The organism is Hafnia paralvei (assembly GCF_020150375.1).
Lineage (GTDB): Bacteria > Pseudomonadota > Gammaproteobacteria > Enterobacterales > Enterobacteriaceae > Hafnia > Hafnia paralvei.
In genome coordinates this window covers 4,224,828-4,243,138 of sequence record NZ_CP083737.1, presented here as the reverse complement: position 1 = coordinate 4,243,138, position 18,311 = coordinate 4,224,828, and the positions used below count along the sequence as shown (strand labels likewise).

Below are 18,311 nucleotides of genomic sequence, written 5' to 3'. Positions count from 1 at the left end.
TGCACCCGCTGGCAGAGGTTTTTTTTGCGATTTTACAGTGAATTACTGGAACATTTTTTCAAGATATTGGCTTAAACGCGCGCGCGAGGTAAATCCATGCGGAATGCCAATGAACGCTGTTTCTACCGCATGCGGGTCTTGTGGGAAGCGGGTGTAAGCCACGCTGCTGCGTAGTGGTTCAGCAGGATGGGCAAATTTGAGACTTTTCTGCCCTAGCGCTGGGTGAATGACCAGCGCTGTTCGGCCCATTCTGGCCTCACGATTGACGTAAACATAGTGTTCACCTTTGTGAAAACCATACGCTTTATCGGTGACGCAGTCTCTGATAAAACCTGTTTTCTCAAGGACTTGTGCCACTTCGTCAGGGCGCAAATACATGTCTGACTCTCCCATTGTTCTCTATCATAGGCACTGACCATAGCGGATTGAAACTGTGGGACAACCGGACTTATCTGGAAGAGAAATTCACCATATTTATCAGCAACTCGAAAATGATAAATCTCGTTATGTGAAGCTTGCCAATAACTCAATATGGAAAGCTATCTACACTCACTTGTGTGTATTTCGGTAGGTAACCCTTCAATTTGTATAAGGAAACAGACAAATGAAAAGAATAACAAAAGGCTTTTTTGCGTTAAGTACGCTGGCTTTATTGCTCCCCCTTGGGGCTCAAGCCGCTGAACCAAGCAATGCAACGCCAGAGGGTTACCAGCTTGAGCAGGTTCTTATTTTTAGTCGTCATGGTATCCGAGCGCCATTAGTGGGCTATGGCGATATTCTGGCAGAATCGACGCCGCATCAGTGGCCGGTATGGAAAACTGAAGGGGGATTGCTGACGCCTAAAGGTGCAGAAGTAGAAACCTTATTCGGTAAGTACATGCGCGACTGGTTAGTCCAAACCGGCATTCTGCCGGCAAAGGGATGCCCAACTGCCGGTTCGGTATTTGTCTACGCGAATAGCTTGCCACGCACCATTGATACGGCGAAAAGCTTTGTGAGCGGCGCATTTCCTGAGTGTTCGCTGAAAGTGAATCATCAGGAAAAAGTCGGCACTATGGATCCAACGTTTAATCCTATCATCACTGCGAAAGTGACGGATGAGTTTAAACAAAAGGCTATCGAGTCGATTAATCAGCATGCGGGGCCGGGGGGAATTGATGGTCTTAATGAGCGCTTGAAACCTAATTATGCGGTGCTACAGCAGGTTATGGACTATGGGCAATCGAAAGTTTGTAGCGAAAAGAAAACCTGCTCTCTGGCAGATCAACCGAATACGGTCAATATTGTGCAGGATAAAGAGCCCGGTATCACGGGACCGTTACGCGTCGGTACCGGTGCCTCAGATGGTTTCATGTTGCAGTATTACGAAGGTTATCCGTTGAAAGACGTGGCCTGGGGACAGATTACTGATGAGAAGCAGTGGCAGCAGTTAGAGGAAATAAAAAATCTCTATCATGAGACTCTGTTTGGCTCGTCGGCAGTCGCCCAGAATGCAGCGGCGCCTTTAATGCGTTTCGTAAGCGCAACGCTGGTGGGTACGCCAGATACAAATGCACTAGCCGCTGATGCGCACAAAGCTAAGGTTGCCGTACTGGTGGGGCATGACTCCAACATTGCCTCTCTGTTAGCCGCGATGAAAACCGCCCCATACGACTTGCCGAAGCAATATGAGAAAACACCGATCAGCGGAAAAATTGTGTTTCAGCGTTGGCATGATAAGAAAGATAACCGCGATCTGATGAAGATTGAATATGTTTACCAGTCGACCGATCAGATCCGCAATGCGACTCCGTTGTCTCTACCGACGCCGGCTCAGCGTGTCATATTGCAAATTGATGGGTGTAAAATTGATGCTAATGGTTTTTGCCCGATGGATGATTTTAAGGCGGCAATAGCGAAAGATATTAAAGGGGAATAATACGCAGCCGCTCGTTACCGCCTTTTGATGGAGGTTCATTGGAAGGCGGCTTTAGCCACTGTTGCTTTGTCATCTCAGTGATGTTCTGATACTTTGGCACGATAACTTGTTAACGGATGGTCGCATGTTTACCCATATTGCCTTATCAACGCTCAATGGCTTGGAATTAATGGTATATAACTATGTCATTAAGAATAAAGATAAGGTGATGTATATGACCATCCGCGAGTTGGCTGATGCGGCGGATGTTTCCACGACGACGATATTACGTTTTTGCAAGAAAATGAACTGCAGTGGTTATTCAGAATTCCGTATTCGTTTTAAGCTTTATATTGAGCAGGAAGAGAAATTATTATTGACCTCGGGAGCGAGTGAAATAATGAGTTTCTTTAAAAGTATTCATAACGATGAGTTCGAGGCGCTTATTACGCGTACGGCAGAGCAAATTGCTGAGGCTGATCGGATTATCTTTGTTGGAGCCGGCACTTCAGGTACGCTAGGTAAATATGGCGCTCGTTTTTTCTCCAACGTGGGTAAATTCAGTAATTATATTGACGATCCTTACTATCCTATTAGTTCGGATATGTATAAAAATGCGATAGCTGTTATTTTATCCGTTTCTGGCGAAACACCTGAAATATTAAAGTTGGCCAGCCAGTTTAGCCTGCATCAGTGTAAAATCATCAGTATCACCAATAGTGAAACCTCCTCTTTAGCTCGGATGGCAGACTTCAATCTCTCCTATCATATGCCACAAATCTTGATTGCCAGTGAATATAATATTACTACTCAGGTTCCTGTTATTTATATGCTTGAAGCAATTGGTAAAAAACTTGCTAAGAATCTTTCAACTTAATAATTGAGAGGTTGATCGAGTAAAAAACATCATGTTTCTTCGACGTGACAAATCACATTTGTGTTTTTTTGTTATATCGTGACTTTGTTTAATTTTTTGCTACTATCCAGTTCATACATAATATACCCGTCATACTTCAAGCTGCATGTGCGTTGGCTGCGCTCGAATTATTTAGGGTATAAATCCTCCTCTCAGATTTAAATGAATAGGGATTTCTGTACCTACAGAAGGATTAATTCTATGGCAATTAATTACGCAGATTCAGCCAAGGAAATCGTAAAGTTAATTGGTAGCGATAATAATGTGATTAGCGTCACACATTGTGCGACGCGATTACGATTTGTATTAAAAGATAATGCTCAGGCAGATAAAGAAACTCTAAAGCGTGTTAAAGGCGTTATTACGGTAATAGAGTCTGGTGGTCAATTACAGGTCGTAATTGGCAACCATGTGGGTGATGCTTATCAGGAAGTATTAAAGCTGATTCATGTTGACGAAAATGCTGCCGTCAGTGCGCCAAACGTTGGCATTGTTAGCCGCTTGATGGATATCATTTCCAGTATTTTTGCACCGTTCCTTTATCCTCTAGCTGCCTGTGGTGTGCTACAAGGCTTAATCTCATTGTTTGCCGTTTTAGGCTGGATGGATCCTGCCAGCGGTACTTACCGTATTCTTAACTTCGTTTCTTGGACCGGTTTCACCTTCCTGCCCGTGATGGTGGCGTATACCGCTGCGAAGAAATTTAACGTTAACCCTTTCACCGCGGTGATCGCAGCCTGTGCGCTGGTTTGTCCCGACTACATGAACATGCTTACCGCTAACAAGATACTGCTGGTGAATTCGGCCGATCCTGCGATGCAAGCGCTCATGAAGGAAGCAGTCAACAATCCACAGATTGCACGTGTGCTAACCGACGTGGTGGGTATTCCTCTGAGTGCCGATCCGCTGACTTTCTTGGGTATGCCGGTGCAGTATCTAAGCTACACCTCTGCGGTGATACCGATCATTTTAATGGTATGGATGATGTCTTACGTGCAGCGTTTTTTTGAACGCATCCTGCCGTTAGTTATTCGTAATCTGTTCACGCCGATGTTCTGTTTGGCCATTATTGTGCCGCTTACGCTGCTGGTGTTTGGCCCCATTGGAAATATGATCGGTGGGGCTATCGGCGGTGTTTATAACACCTTGTATCACCTGAGCCCTGCCGTTGCCGGATTCGTGGTTGGTGCACTGTGGACGCCGCTGGTAACTCTTGGTGTTCACTGGGGTATCACGCCGGTAACGGTCGGCAATTATGCCACGCTCGGTTATGACACTTTCACCGGATTGCAGGCTTCCGCTGTATTTGGCATGGCGGGTGCCGTTCTGGGAGTTTATTTGAAATCCAAAGATGCTGAGATGAAACGCGTTGCACTGTCTGCGGGTATGACAGGCCTGTTTGGCATCACTGAACCTGCTATTTACGGTGTGGCGTTGCGTTTAAAACGCCCGATGGTGTGTGCGTGCATGGCGGGAGCGGTTGGTGGTGCTATTGCAGGTTCATTTAACGCCGTGTCTTGGAGTTACTGTATTCCGGGGATAGCCGTATTGCCGGTTTTCTTTAAAGAAGGGCATCTACCGCAGTTCCTCGGCTTCGTGTTGTCGATTAGCGTGGCCTTCGTGCTAGGCGCGATATTTACGTGGTTTGCTGGATTTAAAGAAGATATTCCGTCAGCAGAAGTTAAAACCTCTTCACAGCCAGAAGCCGTGTAAGAGTAAACCACAAAATTGATTAGAGAAGAGAGCAACAGCATGAAACAACAACGGTTACCGGATGATTTTCTGTGGGGCGGTGCGGTCGCAGCCCATCAGGTTGAAGGCGGCTGGGATCAGGGTGGAAAAGGGCTCAGCATCGTCGATGTATTGTCTAGCGGAGCACATGGTGTTGATCGTGTGATTACCGATGGTATTCAGGACGGTTATTTGTACGCCAACCATGAGGCAGTTGATTTCTATCATCGCTATAAAGGTGATATCGCCCTTTTTGCTGAAATGGGTTTTAAATGCTTTCGTACTTCGATTGCATGGTCGCGTATTTTCCCTAACGGCGACGAACTCGAACCGAATGAAGCAGGGCTACAGTTTTACGATGACATGTTTGATGAACTGTTGAAATACGGTATTGAACCGGTCATTACGCTATCTCATTTCGAGATGCCGTGGCATTTGGTCAAAGAGTATGGTGGTTGGAAAAATCGTAAAATCGTTGATTTCTTTGTTCGTTTTAGCGAAGTAGTGATCAAACGTTATCAGCATAAAGTGAAGTACTGGATGACGTTCAACGAAATCAATAATCAGCGTAACTGGAAAACGCCGCTGTTTGGCTATTGCTGTTCTGGGGTGATTTACACGAATGAACCAAACCCCGAAGAATGTATGTATCAAGTGCTACATCATCAGTTTGTTGCGAGCGCGCTGGTCGTTAAATTGGGGCACGACATCAATCCAGAGCTAAAAATTGGCTGCATGATTGCGATGGTGCCGCTTTATCCTTATTCCTGTCATCCAGATGATGTGATGTACGCGCAGGAAGCGATGCGCGAGCGTTTCCTATTTGGTGATGTACATATGCGTGGTTATTATCCTTCGTACATTCTTAAAGAGTGGGAACGCAAGGGATACCACATTGAAATGCAGCCCGGTGATGAACAGGTTCTGCGGGCAGGCTGTGCGGATTATATTGGACTGAGCTACTACATGAGTAATGCCGTGCAGGCAAATTCTGCCGGAACAGGAACCGCGCTGGCAGGATTTGAAGGCTCGGTGCCCAATCCTCATGTGAAGGCCTCCGAGTGGGGGTGGCAGATTGATCCTGTGGGTTTACGTTACACGCTTAACATTCTGTACGAGCGTTATCAGAAGCCGTTATTCATCGTGGAAAATGGTTTTGGTGCGATAGATAAGCCAAGTGCTGATGGACAGATCCACGACGATTATCGTATCGCTTATTTGAAGTCTCATATTGAGCAAATGAAGAAAGCGGTGATCGACGACGGCGTTGAACTGATGGGTTATACCCCATGGGGTTGTATCGACTGTGTTTCTTTCACCACTGGCCAGTACAGCAAGCGTTATGGGTTTATCTACGTAGATAAACACGACGACGGTAGCGGCACTCAACAACGCGCTAAAAAGCAGAGTTTTGATTGGTACAAACAGGTCATTGAAAGTAACGGCGAGCAGCTTTAGTTATCTGATTTTAAAAAAAAGCCACTGACTATGCGTCGGTGGCTTTTTGTATGAGCAAAATACAACGAATCAATGATGATTGTTGCTTATTGCATCAGCTAAAGATGGTGAACTGTTTACAGACGTAAGTTTGGCCACCCATCGTCAGATTATATAAATCATTTCCTGGCTTGCCTGGATTCCCCATTTTGATCCCGAACTGAATCGTAGTATTTGAGGGATCTGGCGTAAATTTTTGTGTGCTTGCATCGTAGTTTGAAAGCACGTAAGGCACTTTTTCAGTCTCGTCGGAGCTGCGATCGCCGTAGAAAATCTGTGATGCTTTGGTAATGGGGTCAGTGATTTGTAGCACCATGACGTTTTCATTGCTGATGGCGCTCGAAAGCACTTTATATCCACCACAGGTGGTATAGCCTACAGCGTGATAGTTGCCAATCATCGGCTGTGGTGTTGGCGCAGCTATGCTGGCAAATGGCGCGAGAACGAATAGAGCTAACAGTGTTTTCTTCATGGAATTGTTCTCAATTAGTAAAAATTCATTATTTCAGCGCGTTAAGCTCAATGGCTATTGCTTGTAGCTTGGACAATCGATTTTATAAAACCTTCTCCCTCTGTCCAATTTGCTCTGCAAGAATTTATGTCTTCTGGCAGGGGCTTGTGAAGCTTTTATCGCATCAGAAAACGTAAAGTTATTTATATTTCTTATAATTCAATGTGATAGTGTTAGTCTTAATATTGATGGATCGTTATATCTTGAAAGATACAGCAATACTTTTATGAGAACTCACCCTGTACTCTCAGTGCTGTCTGTAAGGGGCATTTTTCCGAGAGGCGTAAAAAAACCGCCCTGATAGGCGGTTGAGGTTTCAGGTACAGAGTTAGCGTCTAATCAGTCTTGCATTAATGCGCTGCGCCCGCCGTCCATGATGATGGTGGTACCGGCAATAAACCCAGCGGCGGGGCTGGCTAGGAACAGGCATAGTTCGCCTACTTCTTCGGAAGTCCCAATGCGACCGACGGGGTGTTTAGCAATAGTCTCAAGGCGTGCTTTTTCTCCGTCGCCATGTGAGTCAAACCATACCTGATTACCGGCAGTATCAATAAAACCCGGAGCGATGCCTACGCTGCGAATTGCAGGCCCCCATTCAATGGTCAGGCTTTGTACCAGCGAAAGCAGGGCTCGTTTGGTGATATTGTACGGCGCGCATCCAGGCATGGTTGAAAAGGCGTGGTTGGAGGTCATGACCAGAATAACGCCCTTAGATTTTTCTAACATACTTCGGCAGGATTTCGCCATATACCAATGAGAACGCAGGTTAAGATCAAGATTGTGGTGCCAATCCTCCAGTTCACAATCGATACCTTTAAACACGTTTTTGCCCGCATTAGAAACCAGCACATCGAGACGGCCAAAACGCTGTTCTACCGAGGCGATAAATTCGGCAATAGATTCGGTACGCGTGATATCAACCGAATAATAATGAAAATGTTCAGGGTAAAGATCTAAAAGCTCTTTCGCGTGGGGGGCTTTTTCAATGGAAGAAAAGGCACAACCGATAACGATATCACCCTGTTTTAAGAACGTTTGTGCGATGGCGTGGCCGATACCTTGGCTGGCTCCGGTAACAATGATAATGCGTGGTTGTTGGGCTGATGTAGACATAGAGACTCCGCAAAATTAAAGGGAAAATGTTGAGATGAAATTGTCGATCATTGCGCGATCCTGATCTGTTAATGTCCATCCGGGGTGGCGGCAATAATCGCTGGTAATGATCCCTCTGCGTTGGAGGATCGTTTTTTCTACTTGGATAATGTATTCGCAGTGTGTCATCCAGCGTTGGATCCACGGTAACAGCTGTTTATGCAGTTCCTGCGCTGCGGCTTTATCGCCGTTTTGCCAGAGCTGATATATCCGCACATAAATCTCACTAAAAGAGCAGCCCGGCATGACACCTTTGCCTCCGGCTTCCAACATTTGAAGCATGTAAAGCCCAGCATAACCATTTAGTACGCTAGCCTGCGGTGCTTGCTGTAAGAACTTTTGGGTATAGTCCACTGGAGGATTGCACTCGATCTTAAATACCGCATGAGGATAACGAGTGGCGACGTCGGCCAACTGCTCAGGTGTGATTGCAAGCCCGGTTTCACCCGGCGCGTATTGCACCATCACAGGAATATCTACGGCCTCTAGCACTGAGAAGATATGATGTGAAATCGCTTCTGGGCTGGGCTGAAGAAAAAACGGCGGCAACAGCATTAGGGAGTCTGCCCCGCGTTTTTGGTAGTCTCGTGCGCGTTTAACCGCAACTTCTGTACTGTGGTCAGTGACCGAAATCGCTCGAAAAATACCGCTGCCACGAAGGTCGGATAAAAACTGATTGGAGAGCTGCAAGCGCTCGCCGTCATCCAGCTTAGGAAATTCGCTGGCAATACCAAACAGGGTTAGCCCTTGGATGCCCGTTGTGGCTAAGTGCTCTAGCATGCGGCTAAAGCTGGGAACATCTAACTCGCCTTGCGGGCTAAATGGCATGGCCGCAATAGGATTTACACCGCAGATGTCTGCTGATTGGTACATGATTATTCCTCATCTCTGTCTGCAAGCACTGCGCCTTGTGCCGCAGGTAATGCCCAGCGGCGATACAACCGTAAGAATCCGCGTGGTACCTGTTTCTCCAGCGGAACCCAATGTTTGCGACGCTCTGCCAATGTGGCTTCGTCGACGTTTAGCGTGAGTTCGCGAGTAGGGATATTGATGGTGATGGTATCGCCGTTTTCGACTAGCGCGAGATCGCCACCATCGCTGGCCTCAGGGGAAATATGACCAACGAACAGCCCTCGGTTAGAGCCTGAGAAACGGCCGTCAGTAATCAGCGCGCAGCTATCTGAAAGTCCCATACCTTCGAGACATTTCATCGGCTTGTACATTTCAGGCATACCCGGTCCACCTTTAGGACCTTCATAACGTAAGACCAGCACAGAACCTGATGCGATATCTCCAGAAAGGATGGCATCAACGGATTCTTGCTCACTGTTAAATACCACGGCTGGGCCAGTGAAGATCATCAAGTGCTCTGGCACCGCGGCAGGTTTTACGACGCATCCAAGCGGAGACAGATTGCCATGCAGCACCGCAACCCCAGCTTCATTGCGAACCGGTATTGCTAGCGTATGGATGACTTCAGGGCGCTGGCTGACAGGAACCTGAGCCAGCCATTCGGCTTTGCATTGACCGCTTACGGTAAGGGCGTTGAGATCCATCAGTGAGGCAATTTCTTTCTCAACGGCTGCGACACCACCCGCTTCCCAGAAGTCGATCATGTCGTATTCAGAAGCAGGATAGAGTGAGGCCACGAGCGGAACGTGGTGGCTTAGTTTGTCAAAATCCGACAGCGGTAGATGCCCGTATTCGCCTTCATAGTGAATAGCCTGTAAATGCAAAATAGCGTTGGTAGACCCGCCGGTGGCGAGTAGGTAAATCATGGCGTTGCGAATTGACTGTGGTGTGATAATTTGGCGCGCATTGACGCCGTGCTTAACTAAATCAACCGCTGTTTGACCCGTGCGGAAGGCACATTCTCGGCGCTCCTGTGATACGGCAGGCAATGTGCTGCTACCCGGCAGGCTCATGCCGAGAACTTCAGAAATACAGCACATGGTGTTAGCGGTACCGTACATGGTGCAGGAACCTGGACCCGGTTCAGCGATATCCTCGATATGGCGAAATTCAGCTTCGTCAATCTCTCCGCGTCTTTTCCAGCCAATGGCCTCGGTGACGATATTACCGTCCCAGTGCTTACCTTTATATTCGGCAGGATACATCGGCCCACCATTAACCAGAATGGCTGGAATATCTAATCGTGCTGCGGCCATTAGCATCGCAGGGACGATCTTGTCGCAGGAGCCGAGTAACACCATGCCGTCAAAACGGTGGGCGCGCATCATCACTTCAATTGAGCTCGTTATCACTTCTCGGGCGGCAAGAATATAACGCATGCCCAAATGTCCTTCGGCGATACCATCGCAAGGTGCAATCGTGCCGAATACCATCCCGACGCCGCCAGCTTCATCAATACCTTTTAAGACTTCTGCCGTGAGTTCGTTGAGATTTGCATGGCCGGCCGTGGCATTGGTGTAGCTATTAACCACCGCGATCACCGGACGGCGTAGCTGTTCATCCGTATGTCCCATCGATTTGTACAGGGCCCGCTTAAGTGCACCATCATCCCCACTAAGTACAGGGTTGAAGTGCCCATCACCACAGGTGCCACAGCTTTTACATCCACTCATAAACTGCCTCTTTTCAATAACGATACAACGCCGACCGTGCTTTGCATTTATCCCCGTCATACTTCAAGTTGCATTTTTGTTGGTCGCGTTCACTCACTTGCCGCCTCAATGCAACTCGAATTATTTAGGGTTTAGGATCTGCCTGCATTACGGCGGGGATTAACCAGCTTGGCTGGTAACAAAAACATCAATGGAGCACACAGCAGTAAAAATGCGGCGAGAATATATAGGCCGACATTGGTGCTGCCTGTGTTGTCTTTCAGCCAGCCGAGCACGGTAGGGCCGAAGAACCCCGCTAAATTGCCCACTGAGTTAACTAAAGCGATGCCCGCCGCGGCAGCTGTGCCAGACAGCAACGTACCTGGTAGGCTGATGTAGGTTGGGATAAGCGCTAACGTGCCGGACATGGCTAGGCAAATCCACGCCATCATCCATAGGGTGGAACCGCTGCAATAGGCACTTAGCGTCAGGCCCACGGCACCTAATATGGCTGGAATAGCTATATGCCAGCGGCGTTCACAGCACAGATCGGAGTGACGGCTGTTCCACACCATGAAGACGGCACCAAAGACGTAAGGCAGCGCGGCAAGTAAGCCGATATGGAAATCGTCGTTAACGCCGGAGCTTTTAATAATCGACGGTAGCCAGAAATTGATACCGTAATAGCCGATGTTGAAGCTGAAGAAGATCAGCGCCAGCAGCCATACGTAGCCATTGCGGAACATCATTTTTAGGTTTTGCGGGGGCTTGCCCTCATTGGCAATGAGGTTGCGCAGACGATCAGTTTCTAGATCGTCTGCGACAATTTGCTTCTCTTCCGTGCTCAACCAGCGTGCAGATTTGACGTCGTTGTCGAGATAACGTAGCACTACGAACGCCAGCAGGAACGAAGGAATGGCTTCGACAACAAATAGCCATTGCCAATTATGCAGGCCATCAACACCATCAAAAAATTTAAGAATAAATCCCGACAGCGGGCTGCCAATGATGGTGGATAGCGGCGTTACTAGGATAAATAGCCCCAGCGTGCGTGCTGAACGCCATGACGGGAACCATAGCGTGAGATAAAACACGATGCCGGGAAAAAATCCAGCCTCCGCAACACCTAGCAAAAAACGCAGAACGTAGAATTGAGTAGGCGTTTGCACGAAGATCATCAGCGCAGAGAGAATTGCCCAACTGATCATGATCCGAGCGATCCAAAAGCGTGGTCCAAAACGCTGCATCAATAGATTGCTTGGCAACTCAAACAGAAAATAACCAATAAAAAAGATCCCTGCTCCTACTCCGTATACTGTGTCGCTGAAGTTCAACGCATCCTGCATATGCAGCTTAGCGAAGCCAACGTTGACGCGATCCAGATAGGCGAAGAAATAACATAGGATCAAAAACGGGATCAGGCGGCGAGTGATTTTGTTATATACCGCGGCGATCTTTTTCTCATTCTCAGAGGTATTTGTGATGTCCAAAGCTGTCATATCTGACCTCGACGAAACAAAAATAACAGTGAATTAGAGCGCGCTGCCGATGCTTCTCAACGGTAGGCCGGTCATTAAATTTTTCTCGATATTTTCCAAAGAGATATTTTTTGTTTCAGGTACAAACAACAGGGTGAGTACAATGCAGACGACGTTGAGTCCAGCGTAGAGCCAGAAAGTCCCTGCGCTGCCGATGGTATCGATGAGCGTTAGGAAAGTAGCGCCAATAATCATGTTGGCTATCCAGTTAGCCATGGTGGAACAGGTGACGCCAAAATCACGTCCGGCTAACGGTTGGATCTCGGAGCAAAGTACCCAGATCAGTGGACCTGCGCTCATAGCAAAACCGACGATAAAAATCAGCAGCAAGGTTACAGCGGTGTATTGCTCGGTAGCACTTGTGATACCCACGAAGAACATGTAACCCATTGATGCCATACAGATAGCCATGACGCTAAAACCGAGTTTGAGGATGGGTTTACGTCCCCAGCGATCGACTAAGCCGATGGCAATAAACGTCGCTAGCACGTTGGTTAACCCTGCGATAACGGTTCCCCACATTTGCTGTTCGGTTGACGCGAATCCTGCGATTGCGAAGATCTTCGGTGCGTAATACATGATTACGGTCATGCCGGTAAACTGCTGCATGAACTGCAACAAAACGCCAAGGTAGGTTGAACGGCGGAAATGGCTATTAGCACGGAAGAGCTGCCAACCACGCTGTCTTACTTGAACGCTTTCGCGAATAGCTTCCAGTTCGCTATGCGCCTCTTCGCGGGTAGAACGCAGCAATAGCAGTACTTTCTCTGCTAGGGCATGTTTATCTTTCATCATCAGCCAGCGAGGGCTTTCCGGCAGGGTGAGTACCCCAAAAAACAGAATGAGAGCCGGAATGGTGATGATGCCTAGCATCCAGCGCCAGTTGCCGCTTGCGCTTAGCGCCGTGTCAGAGAGAAATGCCGCCAGAATGCCAATCGTGATCATCAACTGATACAGCGAGATCATGCTGCCGCGGATGTGTTCTGGTGCGATTTCAGATAGGTAAAGTGGGGCAACAAAAGAAGCTACGCCGACTGCTGCACCGAGTAAGAAGCGTGAGATAACCAGCGTTGATAAATCTGGAGCCAGCGCGCAGCCAATTGATCCAACAACAAATAAAACAGAGCCAATTAACAGCGTTTTTTTACGTCCGATTCGGGTACATAGTGGACCGCTGCATAACGCGCCCAGTGCGGCACCTAACATCATGATGCTGACGACCATCTCTTGCTGGTGGCTGCTGAGTGCAAACTCTTTGGCTAAGAAGGGAAGTGCGCCAGCAATAACGCCCATATCCAGTCCAAATAGCAGACCAGCCAATGCAGCGAGAAAACAGATCAGCAGAGTCTGCCGATTTGTATGGGGTGTTGACTGCGAAATCGAATGCGTAGTCATGGTTAACCTCGTGGGTGATTATTTATTTTTTTAAGTTGAACAGCGTGGCTTGCTGTCCTGTGTAGGGAGTTCGATAGCGTAAAAGTGCGCCCTCAGTTTTTGATGGCATAGCAAGCCCATCAGAGGCCGAGGTGATATATAAATCGTGTAAATCAGGCCCGCCAAAGGCGCAGCTAGTGGGTTGTGTTACAGGCAGTGGATGTGTGGTGAGCCATTGAGGCGCAGCAGCATCTAAACGGTAGGCGGTGAGGCAAGCGCTACCCCAACAGGCATTGAGCAGCATTCCGTCTAGGGTCAACGCCGAGCCGTCGGCAAGCAGGTCTTCTATCGGCCATTCGCTCAGGGTTTGTGTACTGATGCGATGTGCGGCGCTGCGACAAAAACGGTGGCGGAAAGTGTCTACAAACCAGACATATGACCCCAGCCAAGCCAAGGTGTTGGGCACATGTTGGTCACTAAGCATTTTTTCAGGCTGGGCGCCGTCGTACTCATAGCGATACCAGCTCCCGATTGGCGAGCGAGCCGTGACGTCCATCGTGCTGAACCACAACGATCCATCGGGTGCGATCGCTGCCTCGTTAGGACGGGTTTGTTCATCTTCAGGCCACGGACAGAGCTGGCGATGGCTTTGCTGGCTATAGTCGTAAAGCATGACGCCTTGTGCGGTCACAAGGAGAAATTGTTCGGATTCTTCGGTGAGTAAGGCTGCGCTACAAAGAAAAGGTAATTCGTGGATCTCGATCTTTTTCCCCTGTTGCGGCCAATAGCGCAATAGGCGACGTTGTAAAATATCTACCCAGATAAGCGATTGGGAGCGGAAACACCACACCGGAGACTCTCCGAGGAGGGCGCGGTAATCACCGATAATAGATAGGTCTTGCAGCGCATTAGCGATCATTTTTGATTGGCCTGTTGCCATGCGTGGCGGTAGGCCATAGCTCGCTCACGCAGAGTCGCCAGTGAAATCCCAGACTGATATAAACCTCCACCTAGACCGAAGCCACGCGCACCAGAGTTCAGGTAGCTACGCATTTGCTCGCTGTCAGGATTAATTCCTCCCACCGGTAGGCAGACCGTTTCGGCGGGAAGTACTACGCTCATCGCCTTGGCAATCGTGGGGGTCACTAATTCGGCCGGAAAGAGCTTAAGTGCGCTGGCTCCGGTGCGTAGCGCGGTAAAAGCCTCGCTGGGAGTGGCGATGCCAGGCATGCTGATAAGCCCTAGCTCACAGGCTGCGCGGATCACCGAAGGTTCCATATTGGGCGAAATGATTAATTGCCCTCCAGCCTCGGCAACCTGATGAACCTGATGTTCAGTCAGCACGGTTCCAGCCCCAACAAACCCTTTTGAACCTATGGTTTTAGCCATGATTGCGATAGATTCGAGCGGTTGCGGGCTGTTGAGCGGCACTTCTAAATAAGTGAAACCACACTCCAGAAGAGTTTCTGCTACTCCATGGGCTTCGTGTGGTGTTACTCCGCGTAAAATCGCGACCAGCGGTAGCGGGCACTGTTGCCAACGCAGTGCAAAATTCATGTAATTCATGCCAATGCTCCGGTTAAGGATTGATAAATGGTGTTCATGCCGTGAATAAAACAGTCATCTCCGTTGGCAGGCGTTAGCGTGATGCCAAGCAGACTCGCTGCGCGGGTATAGCGTTCGGTAAGGGTTGCAGAGCCCACGATCCACGCCTGTTTGCCCGGTAATGCCGACAATTCAGAGCCGATGAGCAAACCGGATAGATAACTGGCAACCTGAGCAGGGGTGATAGAACCGGCGAGTTTTAGCGTGCGAGCTGAAAATAATGCGTTACTGAGATTGGGGGCGTTTTGCGCGTTTTGCACACCAAGAGCAAAGGCGTGATGGTCTTCATCAGATTCAGGAAGATCTCGGCCTAGCAACGAGTGATTTAGCATCACCGCATAGATCTCACCCGTCATAAAAGTATTAAAGTGCAGGATTTGATCGTGAGCGATCGTGGCGTGTTTGCTATGGGTTCCGGGCAGAATCACTAAATGCTGTTCTTGCGAATATTGTGCCGCTAGACCGATCAGTTGTACTTCTTCTCCGCGCATGACATCAGGTAAGCCAAAAGCATTGGCGCCACTCGCACCCGCTACAATTCGGCAAGGACTTCCCCAAGAAGTTGTAACCTGAGCGGTTTGTTGAGCAAAGCATTGATAGCTTGCAGGGAGAGCGACATAAGGTACTTCTTGCCAGCCTTGTTGTGACCCGACCATTCCCGCCATCAGTATCGGGAGATTGGGATGCTTCATTAGCCAAGGCGTGATAAGTGGCAAAAGGGCGGTATCAAATTGACGGTCAGGCACGCTAAGCAGCCCGCAGTGCGCATTTATCGTGTCAATGCATTGGTTGTTATTCATCAGAAACGCTCGGAAATTTGAGGTTCCCCAATCGATGGCGATCCAGTAATTATTCATTCTTGAGTTACAACATATCAATTCTTGTATGACAAGGATAATGGCGAATAAATAAGCTTAGATCTGTGAACGAGATCGAAAGTTAGCTACGAGCTAAAAGAAATATGCAAAAAGTGTGGGATTAGAAAAAGTGCTGATATTTTTCTGGGATCTCGCGCCAAATATGTTTGTGAGCCGCACTTAAGAGGATATGGCGCATAGATTGGCGTGCTTGATCGGCCTGCTTTAAGCGGATCGCTTCCAACAGATCACGATGTTGCTGAACAGCGTCTTGGGTGAGTTGGAGATCGTCTTCTAGAGTGTGTTTGAATGACAGCAGCATTGCCGCAGAGAGAGCATTGCCGACAGAAGCAAGAAAGGGATTGTGGCAGGCGCGTAGCACCGCAGTGTGGAAGGCGAGATCGCCGCGTTCGAATTGCTCTGCTGAATTATTTTTTTGCCCTAATTGCATGGTATGCCAAGCATCTTCGATAGCCGCTAAATCATGACCGTTGGCGTTGAGTGCAGCCATAGCGGCAACATCGGGCTCGAAGATGAGGCGCGTCAGCATCAGTTGCTCAACCAGTTCAGATTCAATACCTACATTTTCCAACCAGGATAGTACTTCTGCATCGAGAAAACTCCACTGCTCGCGTGGCGTTACCGTGCTACGGCGTTTGGCTTGGATCAGTAACATGCCTTTAGCACCAAGTACTTGTAATGCGTTGCGTACGGAGGTGCGGGACGCTTCGTACTGCTGTGCGAGCTCATGCTCTCCCGGAATTGCCATACCTTCAGCTAACTCGCCACGGATAATACGTAGAGCTAAATCACGGGTAATCGATTCAGAAACAGAAGATGCAGGTTTGTTCATGGCAATCTCGGAGGCCGCGGTAAACAGAAAACATGGTTTTGTGGCATGAAGTGAATCTCGCCTGAACGCTATATTAACATTGTTAGCGCGATAAATGAGGATGTTATCCCGTGTCTGCTTAAGAGACGGATATTCGAATGAAAAGGTGCGGCGGGGATTGATGTTGGATAAAGGTGACCGCCGTAGCAGTCACCGTTCATGATAATAGCAGCGACACAAAACACGATGTCACCGTGATTAAAGCGCCTGTGCCTTAATCCTTCTTGGCCGCGTTGGCAAAGAAGATATCAGATTGAATATCTTTGGTGCGGAGGGTGAAAATCTCGTTAGTGAGATTTTCAGTGAGTTTTTCCGCATCAGCCATAACGCGTAGATTAAACTCATTGAGCATTTTATCCGCGCCAGCTTTGTCGGTTTTAGCCATTTTCAAGTACTTAGATTCCATTGCCTTTTGTTCATCGGCAATGTTGATCTCCCAGTCATGGTAGGCTTTTTTAACAATCGGAGCTAGCTTCGGATAGTCGGTCATAACGAGCGTTTGCAGCTTACGATATTTCCAGTAAATGGAATCACTATCCGCTTTATCTGTACCCTGCGCATAGTTTTGCGGGTATGCCTGCAATCCACTGTAGTAAGGAACAAATGCGGTGAGATCGGCCATACCAAGACCGACATAGGTCACTTCGCCAATCTCTTTAGGCAGCCATGGACGAACCTGCATCACGTGTGATTCATAGGTTCTGAATACGCTGATTGGGCGCCACGGTTCTTTTCCATTCAGGCCGTTAGAGTAAGGATCGTGTTTTGTTCCATCGTAATGGTTACGCAGCACGGCCTTAACGTCATCCAGTGAAAGCTTTTTCTCTGGAGTCAGAAGTACAGGGAATTGTCTTCCAGCAGAAACGTCTTGGTTGACTGATGGGTTAAAGATCTTCTGAATTGTCCAGACGCGGGGATCATTATAGGTACGGTCACGTTCGTCGTCGCGGGTATAGGCTTTAGAGAAATTAAATTCACCGTCAGTTTTTGGATTATACAGACCTTTTTCGGTGGCAAACTCGATCAGGTTTTTTGACCCCATCACGTTAGGATCTTTTGCATCGTACTGTTGTAAACGCCCCTGATTGCCGGTGGCGAAATATTTATCATTTGGCACACGCTGTGCCATCCACTGGTGGCCACTTCCCGTCTCTAAATACCACACCTCATGCTCATCAACGACGGCAACCCCAAATCCTTCACCCGCACCGTGCGTTTCAATAATATTGCCGAGCAAGGCTACAGCTTCCCGTGCAGTTTTGGCTTGAGAGAGCAGGATATCGGGAATATCGTCCTCGGTGATCCCTTTATCTTCGACGTAAGGATCGACAGCTAACGCTTTAGGTGATGCAAAAATAGACTCCGTGCCGCTTACACCAACGCCGAGTTCGTTAAAACCGGTCGCACCATGCAATTGTGTTTTCCAATTTGGCACTGTTGTGTAGCGCAGTGAGTTTTTCGGGAGTGGATAGGAGAAGTCATTCGCACCGTTGTGTGCTTTGGTGCTATAGACGCCGGTCTGATTTTTCTGCGCTGGATGAATAACGAAATGCTGTGCTTTAAGTGCGTCACTGTCCGCGCTGCGAGCAACAAACACCGAGCCATCGGTTGTCGCTTCATTACCTGCGAGCAAGGTTGTACAGGCGAAACCCGATGAAATTAGAGCAATGTTAATCGACAATGCGACCACACATTTCTTGAAAAAAAACATTTCTTTTCCCTACTAAGTGAGTAAATAAAAACGATCAATGAAACAACGCATCTATACCCTTGCGAA

16 protein-coding genes are annotated in these 18,311 nt (G+C 48.3%); 4 read left to right on the top strand and 12 right to left on the bottom strand.

Annotated features, from left to right (window positions below; translation table 11 throughout):
* Positions 1–42 precede the first annotated feature (42 nt).
* Positions 43–378 carry a DUF2002 family protein gene (locus K9N75_RS19630; protein WP_008815413.1) on the bottom strand — a complete coding sequence of 112 codons (336 nt, stop codon included), beginning with the start codon at positions 376–378 and terminating at the stop codon, positions 43–45.
* Between the two features lie 226 nt (positions 379–604).
* Between K9N75_RS19630 and agp the strand changes: the two genes are divergently transcribed.
* The 4 genes from agp (at position 605) to K9N75_RS19610 (ending at position 6,002) form a co-directional block, all read left to right on the top strand.
* The gene (gene agp, locus K9N75_RS19625; RefSeq protein WP_096080226.1) at positions 605–1,918 is read left to right on the top strand and encodes a bifunctional glucose-1-phosphatase/inositol phosphatase; all 1,314 of its coding nucleotides are present in this window, start codon (positions 605–607) and stop codon (positions 1,916–1,918) included.
* A 124-nt stretch (positions 1,919–2,042) separates the two neighbouring features.
* Positions 2,043–2,774, top strand: a complete 732-nt coding sequence (locus K9N75_RS19620; RefSeq protein ID WP_061059476.1) for a MurR/RpiR family transcriptional regulator — start codon at positions 2,043–2,045, stop codon at positions 2,772–2,774.
* 240 nt (positions 2,775–3,014) lie between these two features.
* Positions 3,015–4,526, top strand: a complete 1,512-nt coding sequence (locus K9N75_RS19615) for a PTS transporter subunit EIIC (protein ID WP_020303503.1) — start codon at positions 3,015–3,017, stop codon at positions 4,524–4,526.
* A 39-nt stretch (positions 4,527–4,565) separates the two neighbouring features.
* Complete coding sequence (locus K9N75_RS19610) at positions 4,566–6,002, top strand: 6-phospho-beta-glucosidase (RefSeq protein WP_008815408.1); 1,437 nt, start codon at positions 4,566–4,568, stop codon at positions 6,000–6,002.
* Positions 6,003–6,096: 94 nt separating this feature from the next.
* Here K9N75_RS19610 and K9N75_RS19605 read toward each other — a convergent pair whose 3' ends face one another.
* The 11 genes from K9N75_RS19605 to K9N75_RS19555 all read right to left on the bottom strand — a co-directional run bounded on the left by K9N75_RS19605 (position 6,097) and on the right by K9N75_RS19555 (position 18,245).
* Complete coding sequence (locus K9N75_RS19605) at positions 6,097–6,513, bottom strand: hypothetical protein (protein ID WP_008815407.1); 417 nt, start codon at positions 6,511–6,513, stop codon at positions 6,097–6,099.
* A gap of 378 nt (positions 6,514–6,891) precedes the next feature.
* Entirely contained in the window at positions 6,892–7,665 is a 774-nt protein-coding gene (locus K9N75_RS19600; protein WP_004097072.1) for an SDR family NAD(P)-dependent oxidoreductase, read from the bottom strand.
* A 15-nt stretch (positions 7,666–7,680) separates the two neighbouring features.
* The gene (locus tag K9N75_RS19595; protein ID WP_224452028.1) at positions 7,681–8,577 is read right to left on the bottom strand and encodes a dihydrodipicolinate synthase family protein; all 897 of its coding nucleotides are present in this window, start codon (positions 8,575–8,577) and stop codon (positions 7,681–7,683) included.
* 2 nt (positions 8,578–8,579) lie between these two features.
* Positions 8,580–10,289, bottom strand: a complete 1,710-nt coding sequence (gene ilvD / locus K9N75_RS19590; RefSeq protein WP_224452027.1) for a dihydroxy-acid dehydratase — start codon at positions 10,287–10,289, stop codon at positions 8,580–8,582.
* Between the two features lie 131 nt (positions 10,290–10,420).
* Positions 10,421–11,767, bottom strand: coding sequence for an MFS transporter (locus K9N75_RS19585; protein WP_048797719.1), 1,347 nt, complete (start codon positions 11,765–11,767; stop codon positions 10,421–10,423).
* Positions 11,768–11,800: 33 nt separating this feature from the next.
* A complete protein-coding gene (locus K9N75_RS19580) occupies positions 11,801–13,201 on the bottom strand; it encodes a sugar porter family MFS transporter (RefSeq protein ID WP_008815403.1) in 1,401 nt (466 codons plus the stop codon).
* Between the two features lie 22 nt (positions 13,202–13,223).
* Complete coding sequence (locus tag K9N75_RS19575) at positions 13,224–14,120, bottom strand: SMP-30/gluconolactonase/LRE family protein (RefSeq protein WP_224452026.1); 897 nt, start codon at positions 14,118–14,120, stop codon at positions 13,224–13,226.
* Positions 14,096–14,746: a 2-dehydro-3-deoxy-6-phosphogalactonate aldolase gene (locus K9N75_RS19570; protein WP_224452025.1), complete on the bottom strand. Its 651-nt coding sequence runs from the start codon at positions 14,744–14,746 to the stop codon at positions 14,096–14,098. Before K9N75_RS19570 ends, K9N75_RS19575 begins: the two co-directional genes overlap by 25 nt.
* Complete coding sequence (locus tag K9N75_RS19565) at positions 14,743–15,585, bottom strand: 2-dehydro-3-deoxygalactonokinase (protein WP_263481236.1); 843 nt, start codon at positions 15,583–15,585, stop codon at positions 14,743–14,745. The genes K9N75_RS19570 and K9N75_RS19565 overlap by 4 nt, the downstream gene beginning before the upstream one ends.
* 178 nt (positions 15,586–15,763) lie before the next feature.
* Complete coding sequence (locus tag K9N75_RS19560; protein ID WP_008815399.1) at positions 15,764–16,495, bottom strand: FadR/GntR family transcriptional regulator; 732 nt, start codon at positions 16,493–16,495, stop codon at positions 15,764–15,766.
* A 253-nt stretch (positions 16,496–16,748) separates the two neighbouring features.
* Positions 16,749–18,245, bottom strand: coding sequence for a C69 family dipeptidase (locus tag K9N75_RS19555; RefSeq protein ID WP_224452023.1), 1,497 nt, complete (start codon positions 18,243–18,245; stop codon positions 16,749–16,751).
* Between the last annotated feature and the right edge of the window lie 66 nt (positions 18,246–18,311).